This window comes from Curtobacterium sp. 24E2, from assembly GCF_016925595.1.
Taxonomy (GTDB): Bacteria; Actinomycetota; Actinomycetes; order Actinomycetales; family Microbacteriaceae; genus Curtobacterium.
Genome location: NZ_CP068987.1, coordinates 713,254 through 738,188 on the forward strand (window position 1 = coordinate 713,254; position 24,935 = coordinate 738,188).

The window sequence follows — 24,935 nt, forward strand, 5'->3', positions numbered from 1 at the left end:
GGAGGCCCGGTGCCAGCTGGCACCGGGCCTCCCGTCTGTCCGCGTGCGGACGTCTCAGGCCGGGATCACGCCTGCACGTCGCCGCGCCAGCCCGTGTCGGTCGGAGCCGACTCGACGCGCTCCTTGTAGTTCTGCAGGTCCTTCTTGATGGCGTGGCCACCGACGCCGACCGCTGCGCCGAGCTTCTCGAGGATGCCGGACGGCTCCCAGTCGATCTGCGCGGTCACACGCGTCTCGTTGTCGGACAGCTTGTGGAAGGTGACGACACCGGCGTGGTCGGTCTCGCCGTCCTTGACGGTCCAGGCGACCCGCTCGTCGGGGTGCTGTTCGGTGATGACGGCGCGGAACTCGCGCTCCTGGCCGGCGACCTTCACGGTCCAGTCGGTGGTCTTGTCGTCGACCTGGACGATCTTCTCGACCTCGTCGAGGAAGTGGGGAACTCCTCGAAGCGGGTCCACCGGCCGTACGCTGCGGAGACGGGGACGTTGACGTCGACGGTTTCGATGATCTGAGGCATGGTGTGCACGGTAGGCGTCTGCGGCTGGGCACCGTCCAGCGGGGTGTCCCCGGGGCGGTCGGGTGCCCCTCGTCCCCGCACGGGGCTTCGGTTGCCCTCCGGCGCGGTCTAGGGTTGTCGGGATGACAGAGCACGGGAAGCACGCGTTCCACGAACGTGACGAGCACGGGATCCTGGTGCGTCCGGCACTCGCCTCGGACGTCCCGCACATCCAGCGGCTCATCGCCCCCTACGTCGACCGGCGCATCCTGCTCGGCAAGGAGAACGTCGCGCTCTACGGCTCGATCCAGCAGTTCCGGATCGCCGAGGGTCCCGACGGCGTCCCGATCGGTTGCGGCGCCCTCGCCGTCTTCTGGGACGACATTGCCGAGGTGCGCACGCTCGCCCTCGACGCCGACTGGATCCACAAGCGCGTCGGGCACCGGATGCTCGAGGCGCTCGAGCACGACGGCCGTGAACTCGGCGTCGCGCGGATCTTCTGCCTGACGTTCGAGGTCGACTTCTTCGCGAAGCACGGGTACCTGGAGATCGGCGAGCAGGTCGTCGAACCCTCGGTCTACGCCGAGCTGGTGCGGTCGTCGGACGAAGGGGTCGCGGAGTTCCTCGACCTCGCCCGGGTCAAGCCGAACACCCTCGGCAACACCCGCATGCTGAAGATCCTCTGACGCTTTCGCGCGGCGCCCGGCGGGGTCCCGCACCGGGCATCCGCGGTTGTCTACCCTGTGCGCATGTCGTCGTTGCGCCACCCCGTCGGGCCCGAGAAGCCGGTCGTGTACTGGCGCCGCCGTGCAGCCGTGCTCGGCGCACTCGTGATCATCGTCGTGGTGATCGTGCTCATCGTCGTCGGGCGGGGAGCGCGTCGACCTCCACGGCCGCGCCCACGTCCTCGCCGACCGCCTCGGCTTCGGCCGGTGGTGCGTCGTCCGCTGCCCCGTCCCGTTCGGCGTCGGCATCTGCGTCGGCGTCTGGGTCGGGCGCTGCCGACGGGTCGACGTGCAGCAAGGACCAGGTTGTCCTGACGCCTGTGCTCGACAAGGACGCGTACGGCCCCACCGAGGACCCGAAGATCGCCATGTCGATCAAGAACACCGGCACGAACTCGTGCCACCTCGACCTCGGGTCAGCGCAGCAGGTACTGACGATCAGCTCGGGCGAGGAGCAGTACTGGTCGTCGAAGGACTGCCAGACCGGCGGCACGAACCAGGACGTCACGATCAAGTCCGGCCAGACCCTGACCACGCCGGCGATCGCCTGGGACCGCACCCGGTCGTCGACCACGACGTGCGATGCGTCCCGCCCGGCTGTCTCCGCCGCGGGGGCGAGCTACCACCTGCAGGTCGCGGTGGGGAACCTCGAGTCGAAGTCCTCGGTGCAGTTCATCCTGAACTGAAGGGGCTGCGGGGGCGCGGTGGTGCGGGCCCGCGGAACCTGGTTCCCGGAGCGCGGGCGACCCTGGGAACAGCGAACGGCCCCGCCGTCCAGAGGACGACGGGGCCGTTCGAAGCTGATGTGATCAGCCGAGGACGGTGATGTTCTCTGCCTGCGGGCCCTTGCGGCCCTCGGTGATGTCGAACTCCACCTTCTGGTTCTCCTCCAGCGACTTGTAGCCGTTGCCGGCGATCGCGGAGAAGTGCGCGAAGACGTCAGCGCTTCCGTCGTCCGGGGCGATGAAGCCGAAGCCCTTTTCGTTGTTGAACCACTTGACGGTACCGGTAGATGCCATGATGGCGTTTCCTTAGCTTTCTTGCGTTCCGCCATGGTGCGATCGCACCTGCGGAGCCCCGACGTACGTCGACGGGGGTGATGCGCCACGCGGGCAGGTGCCGGCGGGACGGGTTCGGGGTCAGGCCTGATGGCCAGTGACCCTGGTAGTCCGAGTTGAGGGGCAAACCACCTCGCTCGAACGTTGAGCGCCGCCGAAGCGGTTCCATCAGGCTAGCGTGCTCAGGGCCGACTGGCTACCCGTGCGTCACTGAACGACGAAAATCTGGTGGAATTGCTCAGATGGCAGACAAGGAACAGCGCTTCCGGAGCGAACAACTCGAGGAAGCCCTCGCGAAGCAGGACGTCGCGGCGGTGGCGTTCGCGCTGCGCAACGACATCGTGATCGTCCCCCGACTCGTGACCGGCAAGAAGGACATGCAGGTCCGGGTCTTCGGGCGCGAAGGCTCTGAACAGCGCATCCTGCTGCTGTTCTCGTCGGCGGACGCCTACACGGCGATGGTGCCGGACGAGAAGATCCGGCAGGTGATGGTCTACGACGGACCGCGGCTCGAGGAGTTCCTCGCCGCGCACCTCGACATGCTCGAGGGCGTGTTCTTCGACATCGCCGGGCCGAACACCATGCAGGCGACCCCGGGGACCTGCTGGCCGCATTGCGCGCTTAGGACTGGCCGTCGGGCTGTCCGCGGTGCGCCGTCGGGCTGTCCGCGGTGGGCCGTCGGCTCAGAACGCGCGGTCGAGCTCGCGCTCGCGAGCCGACTGCGTCATCGAGAACGCCACACGCAGTGCTTCGCGCAGGTGCCCGGAGTCGGCGCCGAGGACGGTGGTGAAGCCCAGCCGGCTCGCTTCGTTCACCCGCTGCTTGGTCCCTGTGGCCGGACGGATCTCGCCCGCCAGGCTGATCTCGCCCACGGCGGCGAGCGTGTGCGGGTACGGGCGGTCCCGTGCCGCACTCGCCAGGGCCAGGGCGATCGCCAGATCGGCGCCGGGTTCGGTGAGCTTCATGCCGCCCACCGTCGAGACGTAGACGTCGGCATCGGAGAGCTTGAGGCCGGCGCGGCGCTCGAGCACCGCGAGCAGCATCGCCACGCGTGAGGCATCGACGCCGTTCACGACCCGACGGGGCTGCGGCGCGGAACTCGGCACGATGAGCGCCTGGACCTCGACCGGGAGTGCCCGGCGCCCCTCGAGCGCGACGGTCACGCATGTGCCGGAGACCGGGGTCGCGTTGTTGGACATGAACAGGCCGCTGGGGTCGGGCACTTCGTGGATGCCGTCGCCACCCATGTCGAAGCACCCGACCTCGTCCGTGGGCCCGAAGCGGTTCTTCAACGCCCGAACGAAGCGGAGCGCTGTCTGCCGGTCGCCCTCGAAGTGGCAGACGACGTCGACCAGGTGCTCGAGCAGGCGCGGCCCGGCGATCGTGCCGTCCTTGGTGACGTGGCCGACGATCAACACGGGGAGGGCGCGGTCCTTCGCGATGCGGATCAGGGTCGAGGCGACCTCGCGCACCTGGGACGTCCCACCCGCGATGCCGTCGATCGAGCTGGAGGAGATGGTCTGCACGGAGTCGGCGATGAGCAGATCCGGCTTGACCTGGTCGATCTGGCCGATGATGACGCCGAGGTCGACCTCGCTCGCCAGGTAGAGGTCGTCGTGCATCGCGCCGGTGCGCTCGGCGCGGAGCCGGACCTGGTCGACGGACTCTTCCGCGCTGACGTAGAGGACGCGTTTGCCGGACGCCGCCGCGCGCGAAGCGACCTCGAGCAACAGTGTCGACTTGCCGACGCCGGGTTCGCCGGACAGCAGGACCGCTGCGCCGGGGACGACCCCGCCGCCGAGCACGCGGTCGAACTCGCCGATGCCGGTCTGCCAGCGCTGCACCGTCGTGCCGCGGGCTTCGGTGATGGGCCGCGCCGCTCGGGAACCGGTGACGGACACAGCTGCGGTGCCACGAGTACTCGCCGAGACCGCCGAGGAGTCCTCGACCGTGCCCCAGGTCTGGCACTCGCCGCAGCGGCCGACCCACTTGACACTGGTCCAGCCGCACTCGGTGCATCGGTAGAGGGACTGCGGGCGCGCCATGTCGTCGAGGCTAGGCCGTGCCGCCGACATCGCCGGAGCGGTGCACCGGCTCGTCGGGCAGGGCGATCGACCCCGTCATCCGGTTGCGGATCCGCTCGACGGGACTCGGCCGGTTGGCGTGGTCGAGTGCCTCGGCGCCGTCGGTGTCCTGCTCGGCACGAGCGTTCGCGACGGCTCCGGCTTCACGCCCGAGGTTCTCCGCCTCGCGCGCGGACAGGTAGTGCCGGATCGCCGCGACCGTGTCGACCCGAGCGTCGATCGCGGGTTCGAACGCGCTCGCCCAGACCTCGTACCCCCGGTCGTTCGGGTGGAACAGGTCGCCGTAGCTGTTGAAGAACGTGCGGCGGACCCCGACCCGCTTCGTGATCGTGTGCAGCGGCGCGACCGTGAGTCCGAACTCGGCGGCCACACGGTGCACGATCTCGTTCGCCACCGCGACCTTGCGCTCACGGTCCGGCACGAACATGCACGGCAACTCCGCCACCACGGCGTGCGACGGCACCGCGCCGTAGATCGCCCGGATGTTCCGCTCGAACTTGTCCGGGTCGAAGTCGGCGATGTCGTTCGCCCCGATCGACACCGTGCAGATGTCGGGCGTGTACTGCCGGAGCTTCGGCAGCTGGTCGCGCTTGGCGCCCCACGTCGTCGAGCCCGAGACACTGAGGTTCACGACCCGCACCGACTCGTGGGAACGGTGCCGGATCCGTCGCGCCAACAGGCCAACGTAGCCGCGCGACGGGACCGTCGCACCGACGCCCTGCGCCGCCGAGTCGCCGATCGCCACGTACAGCAGCTGCCCCTCGTGCTGCTGTCGCTCGTGCCACCAGTCGGCGTGGATCGGCAGCATGTCGACCACCCGTTGCGCAGCCGCCCGTTGGCCCTTGACCCCGGCGCGGGCCCCGACGGCAGCGGCGCCGAGGACACCGGCCCCACCGAGGACGGACGTCAGGAGTGCGATGAGCGTGCGGGTCTTCATGCCGTGGACGGTACGCCCGCCGGCCGAGTCGACGACGTGGGCGGCCTGTGGGTGGGGGAAGAGCCGTGGGGGCGACCGCCTGTGGAGGGTGAGCCGACGTCGGGTGGCGTGACGGGCCTCCCGGATCGTGTAAACTCTTTCCCGGTACCGTGTCCGAGCGGCCGAAGGATCATGTCTCGAAAACATGTGTGGGGGCAACTCCACCGTGGGTTCAAATCCCACCGGTACCGCCACAGGGGCGATTCACGGATCTCGATGAAGACATTCTCGCGATTCGTGAACCCCACGACGAAGGCCCCGGGAGCATCCCGGGGGCCTTCGTCGATGATGACGGTGGTCACGCTCTTCCCTCGTGCGGCAAGACTCAGGGCTGCAGGTGTGGATGCCCCAACGGTTGACGGCGTCGGCGGACCGCATGTGTGAGACTTGTCGTCCGTGACGGTCTCTCATGGTGCTCGCCGATCGCTTGACCGTCCTCAGACCGTGCGCGTCATCGCGTTCACCATCGTGGTCGTCGCAGCATTGGTCTTCGCCTACTGGCACGTCGGTCGGCAGCGCGTGGACGTCGACGAAGACGTGTACGTGGTCTCGGGGTGGGAGTACCTGCACGGCGTCTTCATCCGGAACCTCGAGCACCCGCCGACCGCGAAGTACCTGTTCGGACTCGCCGAAGTCGTGCTCGGGGCACCGGGGCCGCTCGGTCCGCGGTACGTCGCCGCGACTGCCTCGTTCGGCACCGGACTCATCTTCTTCCTGTGGTTCCGGCGATCCGTTGGGTTCTGGGCGGCACTGATCACCGCTGCGCTCTGGTGGCTCACCCCGCGGGCGAACGGGATCGCCTGGTCAGACCCGGGCTCCGGCGTGGCGACGAGGATGGACCGCACCGCCCTGCTCGAACCGGTCATGGTGTTCTTCGCCGTGGCAGCGATGTACGCGGCGTGGCGGTGGATCAACGGTTCCGATCGCCGACGGTGGTTCTGGGCCAGCGCGTCCGGATTGCTGCTCGCGCTGTCGGTGACCTCGAAGGTGACCTCGGCGGTGCTCGTGATCGCGATCATCGCGTTGCCGATCCTGTTCCGCCGGTGGTCGGACCTGCTCACCGGCGGGCTCATCGCCGCTGGGACGTTCGTCATCGCCTTCGTCCTGCTGTACGCGCCGGTGGGGTTCGAACGAGGCTTCCTCCACATGCTCCAGTTCCAGACGGAGCACTCGACAACCGGCCACACGATCGAACTGCTCGGGCGCGAGTACCAGTTCGCCCCGTGGTGGGCGAACTTCGTGTACTTCTCGCAGGGCACGAGCCGCTGGATCGTGCTGGTCCTGATCATCGGCCTCGTCGCGGCTTTCGTGTTCCGACCCGACCGCCTGGTGGCGTACTTGAGCATCGGCCTCGGCGTGCAAGTCGCGTTCCTGACCTCGTCCGACGTTGCGCTGGCCCACTACTACTACGCTTGGATGCCGCTCCTCATCGCCCTCGCCGGTGTCGGCTTCGGTCGCGCGGGCTGGCCGGCGCGAAGTCCCGGCCGGCGCCAGGCCACCCTGCGGGTCGCGGGCGTGGGCCTGGTGCTCCTCCTCGCCGTCGCCCCGGTGGTCCGGCTCGGCGCCGCGGTTGCCCACGCCCGTCCGGCTGGCATCGCAAGGCTCGACGCGGAGCTGCGCGCCCGCGGAGTCGACGGCGGCACCATCCTGTTCGGCGGGTACAACTTCGTCGCGTGGAAGCCCTACTTCTTCCCGCGGGGCACCTGGGAGCCCGATGCCGACGACATCACCGCCGTCGTCCAGGGCGTCGACAGCCGCTTCCCGATGAAACCAGGCGTCTCCTCTTTCCTCCGTGCCCACCGTGACGACCTCGAGTACTTCACCGTCGACGAGCTGCAAGTGTGGATCCCGAAGGGCGGCGCTCTCCAGGAACGTGGTGGTGTGCTCGAACCCTCACCTGCGCGCACCGAATCCACTCAGTCGCACTGAGGCGTGTGCCCGGTACTCTTCCTGGCGTGAACGCGGACCAACGACCATGAGCGAGACCCTGGTCATCATCCCGACCTACGACGAGGCGGAGAACGTCCGTCCCATCGTCGAGCGCACGCTCGCCGCGACGGACGACAGCGTCCACGTGCTCGTCGTCGACGACAACTCGCCTGACGGCACCGGTGACATCGCCGACGCGATCGCCCGCGAGTCCGACCGGGTGCACGTCATGCACCGCACGGTGAAGGACGGGCTCGGCGGCGCGTACCTGTCCGGGTTCGCGTGGGGCCTCGAGCACGGCTACGACAAGCTCGTCGAGATGGACGCCGACGGGTCGCACCACCCCGAGTACCTGCCGTGGATGCTCGAGCTCGCCGACACGAACGACCTCGTCCTCGGGTCCCGCTGGATCAAGGGCGGCAAGGTCGAGAACTGGCCCTGGTACCGCGAACTGCTCTCCCGCGGCGGCAACCTCTACACGCGCCTGGCCCTCGGCATCGCCGTCCGCGACGCCACCGGTGGGTTCCGGGTCTTCACCTCGCAGGCGTTCGAGCGGATCGACCTGGCCGGCGTCGCCTCGAAGGGCTACTGCTTCCAGGTCGACCTGTGCTGGCGTGCCCTCGAGGCCGGTCTGCGCGTCGTCGAGACCCCGATCACGTTCACGGAGCGGGAGTTCGGCGTCTCGAAGATGAGCGGCAACATCGTGCGCGAGAGCCTGGCCCTCGTGACGAAGTGGGGCATCGACCGCCGCATCCGCGAGACCCGTTCCCTGGTCAAGGACCACCGGAAGCTGCCGTCCGTGCGCACCAACGCGCACGCCAGCTCTGCGCCTCGGGAGTGACGCGCCATGCCGATGGGGCGGGAGAAGCTGAACGCACTGAAGGTGGAACTCGGCGGTCCGATCGAGTCCGAGGGGAGGTCTCCCTGCGGCTCGATGGGAAACGCTGTCGCACGCGCGCCGATTTCCTTCGTGAGATCGGGGTGGCGCTTCAGTTTCCGCCGTACTACGGCGCGAACTGGGATGCGCTCGAGGAGTGCGTTCACGATCTGACGTGGTTGCCGGATGCGCACGTCAACCTGGTGGTGGAGAACGCGGACCAGCTCCTCGTGAGCGATCCCGAGCGAGAATTGGACATCTTCGTCGATGTCCTTCGAGCGGGTACGGAATGGCAGCGTGCGCTCACGATGCACCTTGGCGGAAATTCGAGTGGCCGCATCTCGACGGCCTTCGCTGCGCTCCTCGAGGGTCCATGTTCTTCATGGCGCGCCGAGTGAGAGCATCTTCGCCGCGTTGCGCCGTCACGGGGAATTGACATGGTGTTGAGCGCTCGATCAGAAGCGTGGGCGCTGCACCCAAAGCCCGCCTGGGCACCCTTGGTCGACTTCGTCGCGAACGTCGAACTCGAGGACGACCCAGATTCGCTGCTTCGCTATGAACAACTCGTGTTCGAGCGCCTGCCTGAACAGCGCTTCCGACTGTGCTGCGTGCCGTTCTACCATCACGGCTACGCTCTTGGCGACGTCGTGGAACTCGTTGATCGGGAAGGGTTCGGTTGGACCCCGGCGCGGGTGCTCGAGCGGAGCGACTACTGGGTGCTCCGCGTGCTCCTCCAACAGGATCGCGGAGCATCGGCGATCCGGAGTCTCATCGAGAGCATCCACGCGCCAGTCGAGACCACAGGGCGACTCGTCGCGTTCGCAGTACCTGGACGCGACCTGCTGCAACGCGTTCGAGCTGAGCTGGATGAGCTCGAGCAGGAAGGACTTCTGGTGTACGAGCCCGGGTGGACAGATGGAGGGTGAATTGCAGCCGTATTCAGGAACCTCATCACCGTCGCGTTGGTGCGCTGAGATCAGCGCGGGCCACGGCTTGAGGCGGACCTGATCTCCGCGGCGGTGCGCGGAGCGCGTGAGCGTGAGCCGTTCACGCAGGGAAGGCGATGAGACTTGGCAGCACGAGGTCTCACGACCGCCGAATCGGACCTGATCCGCTGGTTGCTGGCGCACTGCATGCCGCAGGACGCGAAGCCCGCTCCCACCGACCTGTCCACCGCGCTGGTCGCTCGGTACGACGAATCAGAGTGCCTTCGCTTCGAGAAGCCAGTCTCGTCCGGTGAACGGGGTTTCCACTCCGACATGTTCACCTTCGACGACGTCGATGGCGTTTCGATCACTGCGTTCCTGACCTTCGACCCGCGAGGTCATATGCAAGAACTCGACCTCTGGAAGGCAGACGGCTCGAGGATCGTGGGTCTGCGCGATCCCTCCCGCTGAGGTGCCGATGGCCCGCTGCGGGAGTCCAGCTCAGCGCCGCTTGCGCAGCGCGTTCGTCGCCCACAGCGCGACGGCGATCAGCACGGGCTGGAACAGGAGCCGGACGAACCGTTTGGTGTCGGTGTCCAGGCCGAAGCCGTCACGGTGGTGCATCCATTGGGCGATGTTGCCGGGGAAGATGGCGGTGAAGAACACCGCGGCGACCCACCCGACGGTGGCCTGCCGACGGACCAGCAGCACGAGGGCGGCGCCGAGGGAGATCTCGGCGATGCCCGAGGCCAGGACCGTGACGTCCGGGTCCAGGGGGACGAACTCCGGCACCTGTGCCCGGAACTCCTGACGGGCGACGGTGAGGTGGCTGATGCCGGCCCAGGTCATGGCGGCTCCCAGCAGGATTCGGACGACGGTCCGGGGCTTGGTCGAGCGGGAAGTGCGGCGGCGGGAGGTCATCAGGGGCACGTGCCTTTCACAGGGGATGGTGGAGCGGTGCGTCGACCGACGCTGCGGATGCGACGCCGGCGGGTGAGTTCGAACACGATCACTGCACCGGTCGCCGCGAGGAGGCCGACGCGATGCGCGCGGGCCACCGCCGTCGCGCCGGAGACGGCCAGCGCTGCGGCGGCGACGGTCCCTACGGTGACGGTGCGGTCCTCGAGGTCGATGCCGGTGCGCACCGCTCCGAGCGCCGTCGCAGCGGCAGCGGCAGCAGCAGCAGCAGCAGCTGTGGTCGACCGTCGTTGGCTTCGTGCGAGGGTTGCCCCGGCTGCGATCTCCAGCAAGGGCACCAGCACTGCGTGCGGGAGCCCGGGGACGAAACCGCGTTCCCGCATCCGGTGCGCCCGGACCGGCAGGGGTCGCGTCATCGACGTGCCTGCTCCGTGCAGGGCGAGGAGCGTGCCGGCGGACCGGGTCATCGGCTGTGCGCAATCATGTTGTGCACAACCTAACACGATGGCCCGCCGAATCCGCCTCAGCGGCCTGCGTCCCGCGCAGCCACGCGTCGCCGAACCGCCGCCGTCCACCCGAGCGAGATGGCACCGGCACCGAGCAGCGCCTTCACCGCGCCGCCGAGGACGAACGGGTACAGCCCGAACTCGAGCGTCTGCTGCAGGTCGAGCCCGAGCGACACCGCTAGCCAGACCATGCCGGCCGCGAAGGTCACGACGGTGCCGAGCGCGAAGGACAGCACCGAGTCCCGCAGCGGGCGGTCGCCGAAGCGTTCGGCGATCCACCCGACCAGGGCAGCGGCGGCGATGAACCCGACGATGTACCCGCCGGAGGGACTGACGAGCACGCCGACCCCGGCCGAGCCACCCGCGAAGACCGGCAGCCCGACGACTCCGAGCAGTGCGTAGACGAGCATCGACAGGGCACCGCGGCGCGCACCGAGGGCGCTGCCGACCAGGAGGACGGCGAGCGTCTGCCCGGTGATCGGGACGGGCCAGAGCGGGACGGACACCTGTGCGGCGCCGGCGGTGAGCAGTGCGCCGCCGATGACGAGTGCCGTGCTCACGACCGCGGTGCGGGGAGCAGGGCGTCGGCGAGCGGACGGTGTGCGGTGGGGAGAGCGCGGTCATGGCAGAACCTCCAGATGGGGCGACGGAGACGAACGGAAGAGCTGGTCAGACGGTGACGGCGGCGAGCAACGACTCGGCCTCGCGCCGGGCATCGGCGACTGCAGCGGTGTCGAGTCCGCACGCCCGCAGGCAGGTCGCGACGATGGCGTCGCGGTCGGCCTCCTCGACACCGCCGACGCGGCGGAGCTGGATGACGGTCTCGGCGAGCTGGATGAGGATCCCACCGAGCCGTGCCGGCGAGATCGCGACGGTGACGTCGGAGTCGGCGGCGAGCGACCCGAGGCGCCCGTAGGCGTCTCGCAGCTCGACCCGCTCGGCCCGGAACCCGTCGTAGCGCTCGCCCTGCACCTCGGGCAACAGGTAGAGCGTGCCGATGTTGTGCGGGGTGCGGGCGAGGGTCTCGACGTCGATCAGGACGAGCGCGGCCAGGGCGCCGGCGGCCGATGCCGACGAGGGCACCCGGCCTTCGAGGCCGCGGACGACCTCGAGGCTCGGCCGGACCGAGGTCGTCAGGAGTTCGACGAGCATGTCGTCCTTGCCGGCGAAGTGGTAGTACAGCGAGGCCTGGCGGATGCCGACCCGCTCCGCGATGGCTCGGGTCGAGGTGGCGCTGATGCCGTTCTCGACGAACAGTGCGGCGGCGGCGTCGAGGATCTGGTCGCGGGGACTGAGCGCCGAGTCGGCGTTCGGGACGGCCCTCGGGCGACCGGGCCTGGCCGGTCGGTCGTCGGAGGACATGGAGTCATCCTCCCAGCGCGGCGTCATGCCTGCTCGCGGTAGGCCCGCCAGCCGCCGAACGCCGTGATGTCGAGTGCGCCCTCGACGGCGAAGGGTTCGACCAGGAACCCGGTGACGTCGGTGCCGTCCTCGAGCGCCACGGTGCCGATGGCCATCGGCGCGGGCAGGGACGCCACGAAGGTGCCGAACCCGGCGGCGGGCAGCCGCCAGACCTCACCGGCGATGCCCGAGCCCGACCCCGAAGCCGAGCCGGAGCCCGAGCCGGAGCCCGAGCCCGACCCAGACCCCGGCGCGAAAGCGCCGGACGCGACCGGACCCGCCCGGACCAGCCCGGGCTTTGGCGGCACCGTGTCGAGGGCGTACAGCCGGTAGTCGGACGCCGTGCGGGCCTCCCGGACGAACGATCCGCCGGACGCGACCAGCTGGCCGTTCAGCGGCTGGTCACGGAGGTGCGCTCCGACGACCAGCAGGTCGACGGTGGGCGCGAGGAACGCGGCGCCGAGCGCCGCGAGCCGTCGGTCGGTGAACGCGGGACCGGTCAGCATGACCCCGAACGGCAGGCTGTCGACGAAGCCGGCAGGGACGGCGAGCGAGGCCATGTCGAGCAGGTTGGCGAAGTTCGTGTACCGACCCATCCGGCTGTTCGCGCCGATCGGATCGGCCGCGACCTCGTCGAGGGTGGGGTGCCATGTCGTGGTGGGCGTGAGGAGCGCTGTGGTGCCGGCGAGGGCGGCGCGTCCCGCGGCGCCGAGCACGTCGAGGCGTTCCTGGTCCGCGAAGAGGTCCGCTGCCGTGGGTCGGGCGCCACCCAGGACGATCGTGGCGACCGACGGGTCCAGGTCGTCGCCGACCAGGTCGCGGTGCGCCTCGACGTGCGCGCCGACGGCGGCGTACCGCTCGGCGACGAACGCGCCGTCGTAGAGCAGCGACGCTGCGTCGAGCAGGGGTGCGATGTCGACCTCGACCACCTGGTGGCCGAGTGCGCGGAAGCGCTCGACGGCGGCGGCGAAGGCCTCTGCCCAGCCCGGCGCGAGGCCCTCGAGCTGCGACGGCAGCGGGATCGCGATCCGCGGGACGGCGGGCACGTCGGCGAGGGCGACGTCGATGCGGGCGAGCGGGTCGGTGTCGTCCGGCCCGGCCATCAGCTCCGCCGCCGTGCGGGCGAGGTCGAGCGATCGGGCGAAGACCGTGACGCAGTCCTGCGAGCGGCAGGCCGGCACGACACCGGTGTTCGGCACCAGGCCCTTGGTCGGCTTCACACCGACCAGGTTGCCGAGCGCCGCCGGCACGCGGCCGGACCCGGCGGTGTCCGTGCCGAGTGCGAAGTCGACGATGCCGAGCGCGACGGCTGTGGCGGAACCGCTCGACGAGCCGCCGGAGATCCGCGTCGGGTCCCACGCGTTCCGGACCGCGCCGAAGGGCGACCGGGTGCCGACCAGGCCGGTGGCGAACTGGTCGAGGTTCGTCTTGCCGACGACGACCGCGCCGGCGGCGCGCAGGCGGGCGACGGCGGTCGCGTCGGCGGCGGGTTCGTACGCGTAGGAGCGGGCGGCGGCGGTCGTGGGCAAGCCGGCCACGTCGATGTTGTCCTTGACGGCGAACAGCAGGCCGGCGAGGGGAGCGTCGGGTCGACGGCCTCGGCCTCCTGCAGGACCGCGGCGCGGTCGCGCAGGGTGATCCAGACCTCGGGCCGGTCGACGGCGTCGATGCGGTCGAAGGCGTCGCGGACGCGGTCCGCAGCGGCGCTCGCCGCGCTCACGCTCCCGCTCCGATCGCGGCCAGGACCTGCCCCGGTGCGACCTGGTCGCCCGGCTTGATGTAGACCTCCAACACGTGGCCTTCCACCGGTGCGTGCACCATCGACTCCATCTTCATCGCCTCCACGGCCAACAACTTCTGTCCCTCGTCCACCCGGTCACCCGGTCGCACGTCCACCTGCCACACCGTCGAGGTGAAGGGCGCGGTCACGGCCGTCGCCCCGGCGGGCAGGACGACCTCGTCCGCCACGACGGCGGCCGGTTCGTCGCGCACGTCGAACTCGCCGGAGGCTCGCCACCGCTCCTTCTCCTCGCCGAACGCTCGCGCTTGCTGCGCCCGGAAGCCCGCGATCGAGCCCGCGTTCGCCTCGAGGAAGCGGTTGTACGAGGCGATCGAGAACTCGCCGTCGACGGTCTCGAACGAGCCCCGTCCGGCGTCGGTCTCGGCCCGCAGCTCGAGCAGCTCGTCGGCACCGACCGGGTACCACTCGATGCGATCGAAGAAGCGCAGCGCCCACGGGTCCTCCTGGAACAGCCCGCCGCGGCGGAACCGGTTCCAGATCTGCACGGTGCGCCCGACGAACTGGTAGCCGCCCGGCCCCTCCATGCCGTAGATGCAGAGGTACGCACCACCGATGCCGACGGAGTTCTCGGCGGTCCAGGTGCGGGCCGGGTTGTACTTCGTGGTGACCAGGCGGTGCCGGGGGTCGAGCGGCGTGGCGACCGGGGCGCCGAGGTACACGTCGCCCAGGCCGAGCACGAGGTAGCTCGCGTCGAAGACGGTGCGGAAGACGTCGTCGACGCTCTCCAGACCGTTGATGCGCCGGATGAACTCGATGTTCCAGGGGGTCCACGGTGCGTCGTTCCGCACGCCGTTCATGTACCGCTCGATGGCGAGGCGTGTGGCGGGGTCGTCCCACGACAACGGGAGCTTGACGGTGCGCGACGGCACGACGAGCTGGTCGGTGGGCGGGATCTCGTCCTCGAGTTCGCGGAGGAGCCCGGCCACGTCACGGGCCTTCAGGACCGACGCGTCGGTGTGCACCTGCAGCGAGCGGATGCCCGGGGTGATGTCGAGGACGCCCTTCGGCGCCTCCTGCTGCAGCTTCGTCATGAGCGCGTGCACGCGCATGCGCAGCGCGATGTCGAGCGTCATGTCGCCGTACTCGACGAGCACGTTGTCGTCGCCGTCGCGTCGGTAGGCGACGCTCGGACGGACGTCGGTCGCCTCCAGGCGGGTGATCACGCCGTCGTCGCCGTCGCCCCCGGTGCGGGGGACGGTCCGGGAGGCCCGGTTCGCCTCGAGCGCGGCGGCGTCGGCTTCGCGGACGGGGACGAACCGGACCGTGTCACCTGGTCGGAGTTGGCCCAGCTTCCACAGGTCGCCGCTGGCGACCACGGCGGGGCAGACGAAGCCGCCGAGCGAGGGCCCGTCCGGACCCAGGATGATCGGGGTGTCGCCGGTGAAGTCGATCGCGCCGACCGCGTACGGGGTGTCGTGGATGTTCGAGGGGTGCAGGCCGGCCTCGCCACCGTCCGTCCGCGCCCACTCGGGTCGGGGCCCGATGAGCCGGATGCCGGTGCGCGCCGAGTTGTGGTGCACGCCGTAGTCGGTGGCGTAGAAGACGTCCAGGTCCGCGCGGGTGAAGAAGTCCGGGGCGGCGTGCGGCCCCTCGGTCACGGCGATCTCCCACGCGTCGGTGAGTGCCGTGCGGTGCTCGGCCGGGGTCGGACCGCCGACCAGGCCCAGGCGGGCGCCCCCGGGGAAGGCGGGGTGCGCCGCGTCGGAGTCCGGGGAGCCCGGCCGCAGGACGTCGCCGGCGAGCAGCGCGCGACCGGCATGGCCGCCGAAGCCACCGAGCGTGAACGTGGCGGTGGAGCCGAGGTACGTGGGGACGTCGAAGCCGCCGCGGACGGCCAGGTAGGTGCGCAAGCCGGGCCCGGGGGCCGTCCCGACCGCCAGGGTCTGTCCGGCGCCGACGTCGATCGGCTCCCAGAGCGGGACGGGGTCGCCGTCGAGGGTCGCGGGCGCCGGTGCGCCGGTGAGCGCGACGACGGCGGCGGTGGAGAAGCGCAGCGTCGGACCCGTCGCCGTGATCTCGAGCGCGGGGGCGCCGACGGGGTTGCCCACGGCGCGGTTCGCCTCGGCGAACGACGCGGCGTCGAACGGTCCGCTCGGCGGGACACCGACCTGCCAGTACCCGACCCGGCCGGGCAGGTCCTGGATCATCGTCATGGTGCCCGGGGCGCTGACGTCGATGCGCGGGTCCGGGTCGTCGGTCTCGTCGAGCGTCGAGGTGGAGTGCGTGGCGGTGCGGAGCTCGAGGTCGTCGGTCAGTGCACGGAGCAGCCCGGTGTTCGTCACGATGCCGTCGATCCGCGTGGCGGCGAGGCCGTCGCGCAGCCGGTCGAGGGCGTCGTCGCGGGTCTCGCCGGTGGCGATGACCTTCGCGAGCATCGGATCGTAGAACGCCGAGACCTCGGAGCCGGTCTCGACCCAGCCGTCGACGCGGAGTCCGCTCGGGTCGCCGGACTCGGTGGTCGCGCTCGGGAACACCGCCTGGGTGACGAGGCCACTGGAGGGCAACGAACCCTTCGCCGGGTCCTCGGCGTAGACGCGGGCCTCGACGGCGTGGCCGTTCGGGGTCCAGGTGCGGTCGAAGACGTCGTCGCCGATGCCGTCGGCGCCGTCACGGGCCAGGCGGAGCATGAGGTCGACGAGGTCGACTCCGAAGACCTCTTCCGTCACCGGGTGCTCGACCTGCAGGCGGGTGTTCACCTCGAGGAACGACGCCTCTTCGCGCACCGGGTCGTAGACGAACTCGACGGTGCCGGCGCTGCGGTACCCGACGCTCGCGGCCAGGCGACGGGCGGACTCGTGCAGCTCGCTGCGGACGTGCTCGGGCAGCGCGGGCGCCGGGGCCTCCTCGATGACCTTCTGGTTCCGACGCTGCAACGAGCAGTCGCGGTCGCCGATCACCGCGACGCGCCCCTGGCCGTCGCCGAAGAGCTGGACCTCGACGTGCCGGGCCGGTCGCACCAGGCGTTCGAGGAAGATGCCGGCCGACCCGAAGGCCGCGGTGGCCGTGCGGGTGACGCTCGTGTACGCCGCGCGCACCTCGTCGAGGGTCGCGCACGCCTGCATGCCGATGCCGCCGCCGCCACCGGTGGCCTTGAGCATCACCGGCAGGCCGATGCGCTCGGCCTCGGTGACGGCGTCGTCGACGCTCTCGAGCAGGCCGGTGCCGGCGAGCATCGGGACCCCGGCTGCGGCGGCGAGCTCGCGAGCGGTGTGCTTCGCGCCGAAGCGGACGATCTGGTCGGCGGTCGGCCCGACGAACCGGATGCCGGCGTCCTCGCAGGCGCGGGCGAAGTCCGTGTTCTCCGACAGGAACCCGTAGCCGGGGTGGACCAAGCCGGCGCCGGTGTCCTTCGCTGCCTGCACCACGGCGTCGATGCGCAGGTAGGAGTCGCGGGCGGGCGCCGGGCCGAGGCGGACGGCGACGTCGGCTTCGCGGACGTGCGGCGCGGCCCGGTCGGCGTCGGAGTAGACGGCGACGGTGCGCATGCCGAGGGCCTTGGCGGAGCGGATCACCCGGCGGGCGATCTCGCCGCGGTTGGCGACGAGGACGGTGTCGGTGGAGAGCGCGGGTGGCTGGGGCACGGTGTCCTCCGTGTCGGGTGCGGCGATCACGGCTGGACCACGATCATGCGCAGTGGGGTGCAGGAGAAGTCGTTGCACGGGTTGTTCATCTGGGGGCAGTTCGACACGATGACGAGCACGTCGCGTTCGGCCCGGACGGCGACGCGCTTGCCCGGTGCGCTCATGCCGTCGACGATCCCGAGGGCGCCGTCGGCCTCGACCGGGACGTTCATGAACCAGTTGAGGTTCGAGACGATGTCGCGGGCGCCGAGGCCGTGCCGGCCGGCCTCGGCCAGGAAGTTCTCGCGGCAGCCGTGCTGGTACTGGGTGTGGTGGCCGTACCGCAGGGTGTTGGACTCCTTCGAGCACGCGCCGCCGATGGTGTCCTGCCGGTCGATCTCGTTGGCGACGACCGTCATGAGCGGGTGCCCCTCGTTCGACATCAGCACGGTGCCGGTGCGGACGTAGGCGTTCCCCTGGGCCGCGAGGGTGTCCGGGACGCTGTAGCGCTCGTCGGGGTCGTGCGCGTCGTAGACCAGGCAGTCGGCGCTCTGGTTGCCGCCGACGTCGACGATCGTGAGCACCTGGCCGGCGCGGACGACGGCGGACCAGGGCGCGAGCGGCTCGACCCGGTCGTCGCGGACGACTTCGCCGGGCACGAGGGACTCGCTCCAGTCCAGGGCGACGTCGGGGGCGTGGACGGCGCCGACCGGGACGGTGGAGGTGCGGGTGTGCGTCGTCGTGTCGGGCATCAGAGGCCTCGTGCTTCCGCGTAGTCGATCGCGTTCAGGTAGGCGCGGGTGAGTTCCGGCGTCGCCGTGAACCGCTCGTCCGCGTCGATCGTCGGTGCCCCACGCCAGGCGTGCACCCGGAGCGGGCCGACGGCGTACTCCGGCCGGGGGTCGATGGGGTGCGCGACGTTCGCGACGAGCACGAGCAGCGGCAGCTCGGTGATGAGGGTGACGTGGTGCCCGGCTCCGGCCGACCCCGTGAAGGTCATCGCCCCCTCGTCGTCGATCCGGACGCCCTGGAAGAACGAGACGCTCGGCGGCAGGTCACGCCTCGTCAGCCCGTGCTTGGCGGCGGCCTTCGCGAAGAGCGACCGGCCGCTCGGGCTGGGCCCCTCGGGTGCCGCACCGCCGTACTTCCGCTCGTTCCAGGCGTCGGTCGACGTGCCGCAGAAGGCGTCGTGGTGCCCCGAGGTGTCCTCGACCACCGTCGCCAGGGCACGGCCGTCCCCGCTGAGCAGCGGTGTGCCGACACCGAGGTAGGCCTGCCACGGGATCTTCTGCGTGTCGGCGACGTTCAACCGCTCCCACGGTTCGAGCGCGTTGAACACCAGGAGGTTGGCGCAGGCCTGCCCCGTCGGGTCGTCGAAGCGGAGACGAGAGCCCCTGGCCAGGACCTTGTGCGTGTACCCGCCGGGGGCCACCGTCTCTGCCCAGACGAGCTGTGCGCGGTCCACGCCCTCGGGGGCGAACGGGGACGTCGACGCCGGCAGGTACGGCATGTACTCGGACTGCGTCCCGGCCTGGGCGCGCGCATCGGAACGCGAGGCGAGCACGCTGTCGGTCTGGTGGAGGTCGCGCATGGGGTTCCTTCGGTCAGGCTTCGACGGTCGCAGTCGCGGAGGCGGGTGCCTGGACGGCGGGGACCGAGGCGGTGGACGGGACCTCGGCGAGGGTGATCGGTCCGTGCGCACGGTGCCGCCGGGCCGACCACACCCAACCCACGAGCAGGACGGCGCCGATGAACAGCAGGGCGCTGTACTGCAGCCACCACGAGTTCCCGGTCAGGTCGTAGATCTCCGGGCGCGGCCAGATGAGGTTGACCGCCATGCCGATCTGGAAGGCGACGGCGAGGGCGTTGAGCGGGATGCCCCACCGGCCGAGTGTGAACAGCGGCTTGCCGTCCTCGTCCACGCCGGCGGGGAAGCCGGACCGTCGGAGCCGGATGCGTTGGACCAGCAGGGGGCCGGTGACGCCGAGGTAGGCCAGGTAGAGCATCGCGATGCACAGGCTGGACAGGGCGGTGAAGATCGCGGACTGACCGATGTTCACGGCGAGTGCGAGGCCGGCACCGACACCGACGACGATCGACGCGGCGATCGGTGTCCCGGTCCGGGGTGAGACCCGAGCGAGCGTGTGGTGGAAGGGCAGGGCCTTCTCGCGGGCCATCGAGTAGACCATGCGCGCACCGGCGGTCTGCACTGCGAGGGTGCAGGCGAACACGGCGACCGCGACGGTGCAGAGCAGCAGCCGGCCGAAGACGTCGCCGAGCGTCGAGGTGATCACCCAGGCGAGTCCCTGCGTCGCCAGCTTGCCGTCGGTCAGGCTCGGGGCGGCGACCAGGGCGCCGATGATGAGCAGCCCACCGCCGAGGCCGGAGACGGTGAGCGCGCGGACGATGGTCTTCGGGGTGGTCCGGCGGGGTTGTGCGTCTCCTCGGCGAGCTCACCGGCGGAGTCGAAGCCGACCATCACGTAGGCAGCCATCAGGGACGATGCCAGGAACGCCCAGACGTACGGTTCGGTGCTCGTCGAGCCGGCGGTCGTGAACACCACCGCAGGGCTGCGGTGCGGCAGCAGGAAGAGCGCACCGATGAGCACGACGACGCCGATGATCTCGATCAGCACGCCGAAGCTCGTGACCCGCGCCATCAGCCGGACGCTCGTGATGTTCACCAGGGTCGTCACGACGAGCATCACGATGCCGAGCACCACCGCGTTCGCAGCACCGGTCGACGAGGCGAGGGAGGGGTCGGCTCCGGGGCCGCCGACGACCTGGAACCCGTTCCAGATCGCAGGGAGCACGGCCTGCACCGCGATGGCTGCGACGGCCACGGTGAGGATCTGCCCGATGATCATCGTCCACCCGGTGAACCACCCGAAGCGCGCGCCCGCCAGACGACTGGACCACTGGAAGATCGCGCCCGAGATCGGCCACCGGGCGGCGAGCTGCGCGAAGTTCAGCGCGACGAGCAGCTGGCCGCCGAAGACGAGTGGCCAGGCCCAGAAGAAGGCGGCACCGCCGAGTCCGAACCCGAGGCCGAACAGCTGGAAGACGGTGGTCAGGATCGAGACGAACGAGAACCCGGCCGCGAACGACGAGAACGAGCCGACCCCGCGGTGGAGTTCCTGCTCGTAGCCGAGTCGGGCGGAGCCCTGGGTGTCGACGGGGTCGACGCTGGACGTGGCGCGCGGTGCGTGGAGCGGTGACTCTGGAGAGCGCATGGCTGCAGACCTTTCGCGGAGTACCTGTCGGGCGACAGGTAGTGCGACCAGTGTCGTGCGGACCCGTGTCGCCGCCGTTGCCCGGCTGTTTCGGGCACGTGACGGAAGGGGCTCGCGTGTAAACGTTCGGAGTCGAGCGAGGAGCTCGGCGACACGTGTGGACAAGAGGGATCCAAACCGATGTAGATTGGATCCGTCAAGTCCGCCACCGCGAAAGGCACGTCGTGATCCAGACCGTCCTCGGCCCCGTCGAGTCGTCCGGGATCGGTGCGGTGTCGATGCACGAGCACCTGCTGACCGACGCGAGCGCCCTGCAGCGGCCCGGTGTCGAAGCGCTGGAACCGAGCCTCGCGGTCACCGCGGACCTGGCTGCCGCCCTGCGGTGGAGCCAGCTCGCACTCGCGGACAACCTGCGCCTCGACGACGTCGACCTGCTCGCCGACGAACTCCGCACCGCGCGGAACAGCGGCCTCGGGCTCGCCGTCGACCTGAGCTCCCTCGGCTTCGGCCCCGACCACGCCCGGCTGCCCGAGCTGTCACGGGCGAGCGGCGTCGGGATCGTCGCCGGCTACGGGGCCTACCTGCCACGACTGCTGCCCGAGTGGTACCTCGACCTGGACACCGACGGGCGACAGGGGCTCTTCGAACGGGCGCTGACGGACTCGGTACCCGGCACCACGTACCGCGCCGGGCTGCTCGGCCTGCTGGGGACGACGACGGCGTTCGCGACCGCCGACGGACTCGAGGAACGCCGCAGTCTCACGGCGGCTGCACGAGCGGCGGCGACCACCGGCGCGGCCGTCGTCGTCCGGCTGGCCGCCGACGCCCGGAACGGCCTCGAGGTGCTCGCGCACGTCGTGGCCGAGGGGTCGACCCGAGCCGGGTCGTGTTCTCGACCGTCGACGAGTTCCTCGACCTGCCCTACCTGCGCGACCTCGGCCAGGCAGGAGCCGTGCTCGAACTCTGCTTCGGCAACGAGGGCTCGCACGTCGGTCGCATCCGCAACGCCAGCGATCCGCAACGGCTCGACGCCTTCCTGGCCCTGCGCGAGAGCGCCCCCGACACCCGCTGGGTCTTCGGCCACGCCACCTGGACGAAGGGCCAGCTCCGTCGGTACGGCGGACACGGCCTCGACCACCTGACCGCCCGGGTCGTCCCCGGCCTCCGCGCACTCGGCGTGCCCGACGAGGTCCTCGCCCGGATCACGGTCGACGAGCCCGCTCGACTGCTCGACCGCCCCTGACCGAGCACCCCGACCCACCGCACCCACGTCCCACGGAGGAACCGTCATGAGAGACACGCTCGCACCCCTGGCCCCGCTCGAGCCGTTCCTCGTCGACGGCACCTGGACCGCACCCGACGGCGCCGAACTCCTCGACGTGCTCGACCCCGCCACCGAGGTGCTGCTCACCCGGGTGCCGCAGGCCGGTCCGGCCGACGTCGACGCCGCCGTGGCCGCCGCGCGCCGGGCACACGAGGACCGCCGGTGGAGCGGGATGAGCCCGCACGACCGCAGCCGCATCCTGAATCGGGTCGCGGACCTGATCGAGGAGCGGCTCGAAGAACTCGCCGTGCTCGAGACCCGCGACAACGGCAAGCCGATCGAGCGCTCCCGCGCCGACACCGCGACCTCGGCCCGGGTGTTCCGCTACTACGCCGGCGCTCCCTCGCGCCTGACCGGCACGGTCGTCCCCGTCGACGGCGGAGCGCACCACGTGTACACGACCCTCGAACCGGTCGGCGTCGCGGCGCTCATCCTGCCCTGGAACTTCCCGATCATGACCGGCGCGTTCAAGCTCGCACCGGCGCTCGCCGCGGGCTGCACGGTGGTCGTCAAGCCGGCCGAGCAGACCCCGCTCACGATGCTCCGGGTCGCCGCGATCTGCGAGGAAGCCGGTGTGCCCGCCGGGGTCGTCAACGTCCTGACCGGCGACGGCCGGGTCGGTGCCGCGCTCACCGCGCACCCCGGTGTCGACAAGGTCTCGTTCACCGGCAGCACCGAGGTCGGCCGCAAGGTGATGACCGCCGCGAGTTCGGACTTCAAGCGCCTGACCCTCGAGCTCGGCGGCAAGAGCCCGAACATCGTGTTCGAGGACGCCGACCTCGACGCCGTCGTGCTCACCGCGATGCGTGCGTCGTTCGGGCACTCCGGCCAGATGTGCACCGCGGGCAGCCGCCTGCTCGTGCAGCGGTCGGTCCTCGACGAGGTCACCGAGCGCCTGGTCGCCGCCGTCCGGAAGGTCCCCGTCGGCGACGGGCTCGACGGCGGGATCACCGTCGGACCGCTCGTGTCCGAGGAGCAGCGGCAGCAGGTGCTCGGGTACATCGAGCAGGGCAAGGCCGAGGGGGCGACGGTCGCGGTCGGCGGCGGCGTGCCCGAGCGCCCGGGCTACTACGTCGAGCCGACGCTCTTCACCGGCGTCTCGAACACGATGACCATCGCGCGCGAGGAGATCTTCGGGCCCGTCGTCGGTGTCATCCCGTTCGACGACGAGGACGAGGCGATCGCCATCGCGAACGACCAGACGTACGGCCTGGCCGCCGGGGTGTGGACCCGTGACCTGTCCCGCGCCCACCGGATGGGCCAGCGGCTGCACGCCGGCACCGTGTGGGTGAACACCTACAACCTGTTCGACCCGGCACTGTCCTTCGGCGGGGTCGGCGAGTCCGGCCTCGGCCGCGACCTCGGCGAAGAGGCCCTGCGCGCGTTCTGCGAGTCGAAGAGCGTCGTCATCGCGCTCTGAGGTCGCGACCGGTGCCGCCGCCGTCGTGCCTGCCGAGTGCGGGCACCGCGGCGAGCTGCAAGGCGGCGAGGACGACGAGCGCCCACCCGGAACCGACCGCCGACACCAGGACCCCGCCCACGAGTGAGCCGACGGCGTAGCCCGCGCTGGTGACGGCCGAGAAGACGCCGACGCCGGTGGCCCGGGTGCGGTCGTCGAGCGTCCGGGTGCTCAGGATCGTGAGCGTCGGGAACAGCGGCGAGTACCCGGCACCGACCAGGACGGCACCGGCGGCCGCGGTCGGGAAGTCGTGTGCGACCGCGAGGACGACCAGCCCTGCGGCGAGGACGACCAGGGCTCCCCGTGCGGTGCGGACGGGCCCGATCCGGTCCGGCAGTCCGCCGAGGAGCAGTCGGACCCCGACGACGCTCGCTGCGAAGACCGTGAAGACGTTCGCGGCCCCGGTCAGTCCCTGCGCGCCGACGCCCTGCCCGACCAGGTGCTGGATGAGGAACGCGATCATGAAGCCCTCGGCCGCCCAAGCCACGAGTCCCGCCGCGCCCGGTCGTACGACGGCCCGCAGCACCGCCGCGAGACCCGCACCGGCCGGTCGTGCCGGGCTGCGGTGCACCGGAGCCGATCCGCCCCGCGTGAGCAGTGCCACTCCGAGCCCGGCGAGCTGGATGCCGATCGCGACGACCCACACGGTGCGGTGTCCGGCCGACTGGTACAGGTTCTCGCCGACCACGGGCCCCAGGGCGAGACCGATCCAGACGGCGAGTCCGAACAGGCCGAGTGCGCGGCTCCGCTGGGTCACCGGGACCTCGGCGACGACCCAGGCAGTCAGGGCGGTGGCGGTGGCCGCGTTGCCGGCGCCGAAGACGAGCCGGCTGACCGCGAGGCTCGGGACGCTGAGCGCGACGAGCACGATGCCGAGTCCGGCCGCCGCCAGCAACCCGGCACCGAGGAGGACACGTCGTGGACCGAGCCGGTCGCTCAGGATGCCGGCGAGTGGCATCGCGCCGATCGCCACGAACCCCGCGAGCGACACGAGCAGCCCACCGACGGCGGGGTCGGCGCCGAGCTGGTCCGTCGCCACCCGCGGCACCACCGGGGTGCTCGCACCGTTGACGACGTAGCCGGCGGTCGACGCCACGACGAGGAGCCAGAACGCGGTCCCCCGCGTGCCGGTCTCGGCGAGCGGTCTCACTCCCCGGCTCGGCGGGGGCGGCACTCCAAGCTGAGCCAGAGCTCGAAGCAGGCGCTCCGCGACAGGGCGGTCGCACCGATCGACGCGCGGCCCATCCGGCCGACGTCCGGTCCGAAGACGTCGAACAGCAGGTCGCTGGCCGCGTTCGACACCTGGTTGAGCTGCTCGAACCCGGGCGGGCAGAGGACGAAGCACAGCCCGCGGGACAGCGCAGTGACCTCGTCGAGTGAGCCGAGGGCGTAGCGGATCATGCCGAGGGCGTTGACCGCGGTGTAGCGGGCCGCTTCACGAGCCTGCTCGAGGGTGATGTCGACCCCGACCGACCCCGGGTACAGCATCGTGCCGTCCCGCGACTCCGGGGTCATGCCGCTCAGCTCCAGCAGGTCGCCGGTGCGGTGGAACGCGCGGAGCGAGCTGCCGTACCGGCCACCGTAGGGCGGGTTCGCGTAGTCCGGGATGACGAGTCCGAGTTCCTGCGCGCGGGCTTCAGCGGAGTGCTCCATGGCTCAACAG

At 70.8% G+C, this 24,935-nt stretch carries 23 protein-coding genes, 1 tRNA gene and 3 pseudogenes; 10 read left to right on the plus strand and 17 right to left on the minus strand.

The genetic code is table 11. The features are described from left to right. Window positions 1-65: 65 nt before the first annotated feature. Window positions 66-517: pseudogene (locus tag JN350_RS03630) on the minus strand (SRPBCC family protein). A 122-nt stretch (window positions 518-639) separates the two neighbouring features. Between JN350_RS03630 and JN350_RS03635 the strand changes: the two are divergent. After that, window positions 640-1,182, plus strand: coding sequence for an amino-acid N-acetyltransferase (locus JN350_RS03635; protein WP_205463574.1), 543 nt, complete (start codon window positions 640-642; stop codon window positions 1,180-1,182). A 50-nt stretch (window positions 1,183-1,232) separates the two neighbouring features. Here the strand turns inward: JN350_RS03635 and JN350_RS20040 are convergent, their stop codons facing one another. After that, window positions 1,233-1,355, minus strand: coding sequence for a hypothetical protein (locus tag JN350_RS20040; RefSeq protein ID WP_275898013.1), 123 nt, complete (start codon window positions 1,353-1,355; stop codon window positions 1,233-1,235). Window positions 1,356-1,541: 186 nt separating this feature from the next. Between JN350_RS20040 and JN350_RS03640 the strand changes: the two genes are divergently transcribed. Beyond that, window positions 1,542-1,907, plus strand: a complete 366-nt coding sequence (locus JN350_RS03640; protein WP_205463575.1) for a hypothetical protein — start codon at window positions 1,542-1,544, stop codon at window positions 1,905-1,907. A gap of 123 nt (window positions 1,908-2,030) precedes the next feature. On the opposite strand, the gene cspE is transcribed toward JN350_RS03640, so the two are convergent. From cspE to JN350_RS03660, 4 genes are all read right to left on the minus strand, one after another. Beyond that, entirely contained in the window at window positions 2,031-2,240 is a 210-nt protein-coding gene (gene cspE / locus JN350_RS03645) for a transcription antiterminator/RNA stability regulator CspE (RefSeq protein ID WP_017887662.1), read from the minus strand. A gap of 221 nt (window positions 2,241-2,461) precedes the next feature. Continuing rightward, window positions 2,462-2,812, minus strand: coding sequence for a hypothetical protein (locus tag JN350_RS03650; protein ID WP_205463576.1), 351 nt, complete (start codon window positions 2,810-2,812; stop codon window positions 2,462-2,464). 150 nt (window positions 2,813-2,962) lie between these two features. Then, window positions 2,963-4,324: a DNA repair protein RadA gene (radA, locus tag JN350_RS03655; RefSeq protein ID WP_240347522.1), complete on the minus strand. Its 1,362-nt coding sequence runs from the start codon at window positions 4,322-4,324 to the stop codon at window positions 2,963-2,965. 10 nt (window positions 4,325-4,334) lie between these two features. Continuing rightward, window positions 4,335-5,300: an SGNH/GDSL hydrolase family protein gene (locus JN350_RS03660; protein ID WP_205463578.1), complete on the minus strand. Its 966-nt coding sequence runs from the start codon at window positions 5,298-5,300 to the stop codon at window positions 4,335-4,337. Window positions 5,301-5,443: 143 nt separating this feature from the next. On the opposite strand from JN350_RS03660, the gene JN350_RS03665 reads away from it, so the two are divergent. From JN350_RS03665 to JN350_RS03690, 6 genes are all read left to right on the plus strand, one after another. After that, window positions 5,444-5,533 (plus strand) — tRNA-Ser (locus JN350_RS03665). 250 nt (window positions 5,534-5,783) lie between these two features. Continuing rightward, the gene (locus tag JN350_RS03670) at window positions 5,784-7,268 is read left to right on the plus strand and encodes a phospholipid carrier-dependent glycosyltransferase (protein WP_205463579.1); all 1,485 of its coding nucleotides are present in this window, start codon (window positions 5,784-5,786) and stop codon (window positions 7,266-7,268) included. Window positions 7,269-7,314: 46 nt separating this feature from the next. After that, window positions 7,315-8,109: a polyprenol monophosphomannose synthase gene (locus JN350_RS03675; protein WP_205463580.1), complete on the plus strand. Its 795-nt coding sequence runs from the start codon at window positions 7,315-7,317 to the stop codon at window positions 8,107-8,109. Next, complete coding sequence (locus JN350_RS03680; protein ID WP_205463581.1) at window positions 8,106-8,543, plus strand: barstar family protein; 438 nt, start codon at window positions 8,106-8,108, stop codon at window positions 8,541-8,543. Before JN350_RS03675 ends, JN350_RS03680 begins: the two co-directional genes overlap by 4 nt. Before the next feature lie 99 nt (window positions 8,544-8,642). Next, window positions 8,643-9,071 (plus strand): DUF4265 domain-containing protein, encoded by a 429-nt coding sequence (locus JN350_RS03685; RefSeq protein ID WP_205463582.1) that lies wholly within the window; start codon window positions 8,643-8,645, stop codon window positions 9,069-9,071. 144 nt (window positions 9,072-9,215) lie between these two features. Next, complete coding sequence (locus JN350_RS03690) at window positions 9,216-9,542, plus strand: DUF6984 family protein (protein WP_205463583.1); 327 nt, start codon at window positions 9,216-9,218, stop codon at window positions 9,540-9,542. Window positions 9,543-9,572: 30 nt separating this feature from the next. Here the strand turns inward: JN350_RS03690 and JN350_RS03695 are convergent, their stop codons facing one another. The 9 genes and pseudogenes from JN350_RS03695 to JN350_RS03735 all read right to left on the minus strand — a co-directional run bounded on the left by JN350_RS03695 (window position 9,573) and on the right by JN350_RS03735 (window position 20,489). Continuing rightward, entirely contained in the window at window positions 9,573-9,992 is a 420-nt protein-coding gene (locus tag JN350_RS03695; protein WP_131844908.1) for a DoxX family protein, read from the minus strand. Next, complete coding sequence (locus JN350_RS03700) at window positions 9,992-10,216, minus strand: hypothetical protein (RefSeq protein WP_205463584.1); 225 nt, start codon at window positions 10,214-10,216, stop codon at window positions 9,992-9,994. Before JN350_RS03700 ends, JN350_RS03695 begins: the two co-directional genes overlap by 1 nt. 296 nt (window positions 10,217-10,512) lie before the next feature. Next, complete coding sequence (locus tag JN350_RS03705) at window positions 10,513-11,055, minus strand: biotin transporter BioY (RefSeq protein ID WP_205463585.1); 543 nt, start codon at window positions 11,053-11,055, stop codon at window positions 10,513-10,515. A gap of 109 nt (window positions 11,056-11,164) precedes the next feature. Further along, on the minus strand, window positions 11,165-11,857 hold the full coding sequence (locus tag JN350_RS03710; RefSeq protein WP_205463586.1) for a TetR/AcrR family transcriptional regulator: 693 nt from the start codon (window positions 11,855-11,857) through the stop codon (window positions 11,165-11,167). 23 nt (window positions 11,858-11,880) lie between these two features. Beyond that, window positions 11,881-13,434: an allophanate hydrolase gene (locus JN350_RS03715; protein ID WP_240347524.1), complete on the minus strand. Its 1,554-nt coding sequence runs from the start codon at window positions 13,432-13,434 to the stop codon at window positions 11,881-11,883. Between the two features lie 178 nt (window positions 13,435-13,612). Continuing rightward, window positions 13,613-17,278 carry an urea carboxylase gene (uca, locus tag JN350_RS03720; protein ID WP_240347525.1) on the minus strand — a complete coding sequence of 1,222 codons (3,666 nt, stop codon included), beginning with the start codon at window positions 17,276-17,278 and terminating at the stop codon, window positions 13,613-13,615. 26 nt (window positions 17,279-17,304) lie between these two features. After that, window positions 17,305-18,009, minus strand: coding sequence for an urea amidolyase associated protein UAAP2 (locus JN350_RS03725; RefSeq protein ID WP_134195549.1), 705 nt, complete (start codon window positions 18,007-18,009; stop codon window positions 17,305-17,307). Next, window positions 18,009-18,848 carry an urea amidolyase associated protein UAAP1 gene (locus tag JN350_RS03730; protein WP_205463587.1) on the minus strand — a complete coding sequence of 280 codons (840 nt, stop codon included), beginning with the start codon at window positions 18,846-18,848 and terminating at the stop codon, window positions 18,009-18,011. Before JN350_RS03730 ends, JN350_RS03725 begins: the two co-directional genes overlap by 1 nt. 13 nt (window positions 18,849-18,861) lie before the next feature. Then, window positions 18,862-20,489 (minus strand): annotated as a pseudogene (locus JN350_RS03735) (APC family permease). 278 nt (window positions 20,490-20,767) lie between these two features. Between JN350_RS03735 and JN350_RS03740 the strand changes: the two are divergent. Together JN350_RS03740 and JN350_RS03745 are read left to right on the plus strand one after the other, a co-directional pair. After that, window positions 20,768-21,732 (plus strand): annotated as a pseudogene (locus tag JN350_RS03740) (phosphotriesterase family protein). A 46-nt stretch (window positions 21,733-21,778) separates the two neighbouring features. Then, window positions 21,779-23,233, plus strand: a complete 1,455-nt coding sequence (locus tag JN350_RS03745) for an aldehyde dehydrogenase family protein (RefSeq protein WP_205463589.1) — start codon at window positions 21,779-21,781, stop codon at window positions 23,231-23,233. Here the strand turns inward: JN350_RS03745 and JN350_RS03750 are convergent. Together JN350_RS03750 and JN350_RS03755 are read right to left on the minus strand one after the other, a co-directional pair. After that, window positions 23,220-24,422, minus strand: a complete 1,203-nt coding sequence (locus JN350_RS03750; protein WP_159572869.1) for an MFS transporter — start codon at window positions 24,420-24,422, stop codon at window positions 23,220-23,222. The two genes, JN350_RS03745 and JN350_RS03750, sit on opposite strands and share 14 nt — an antisense overlap. Continuing rightward, complete coding sequence (locus tag JN350_RS03755; protein WP_205463590.1) at window positions 24,419-24,925, minus strand: RidA family protein; 507 nt, start codon at window positions 24,923-24,925, stop codon at window positions 24,419-24,421. The genes JN350_RS03750 and JN350_RS03755 overlap by 4 nt, the downstream gene beginning before the upstream one ends. Window positions 24,926-24,935: the final 10 nt, after the last annotated feature.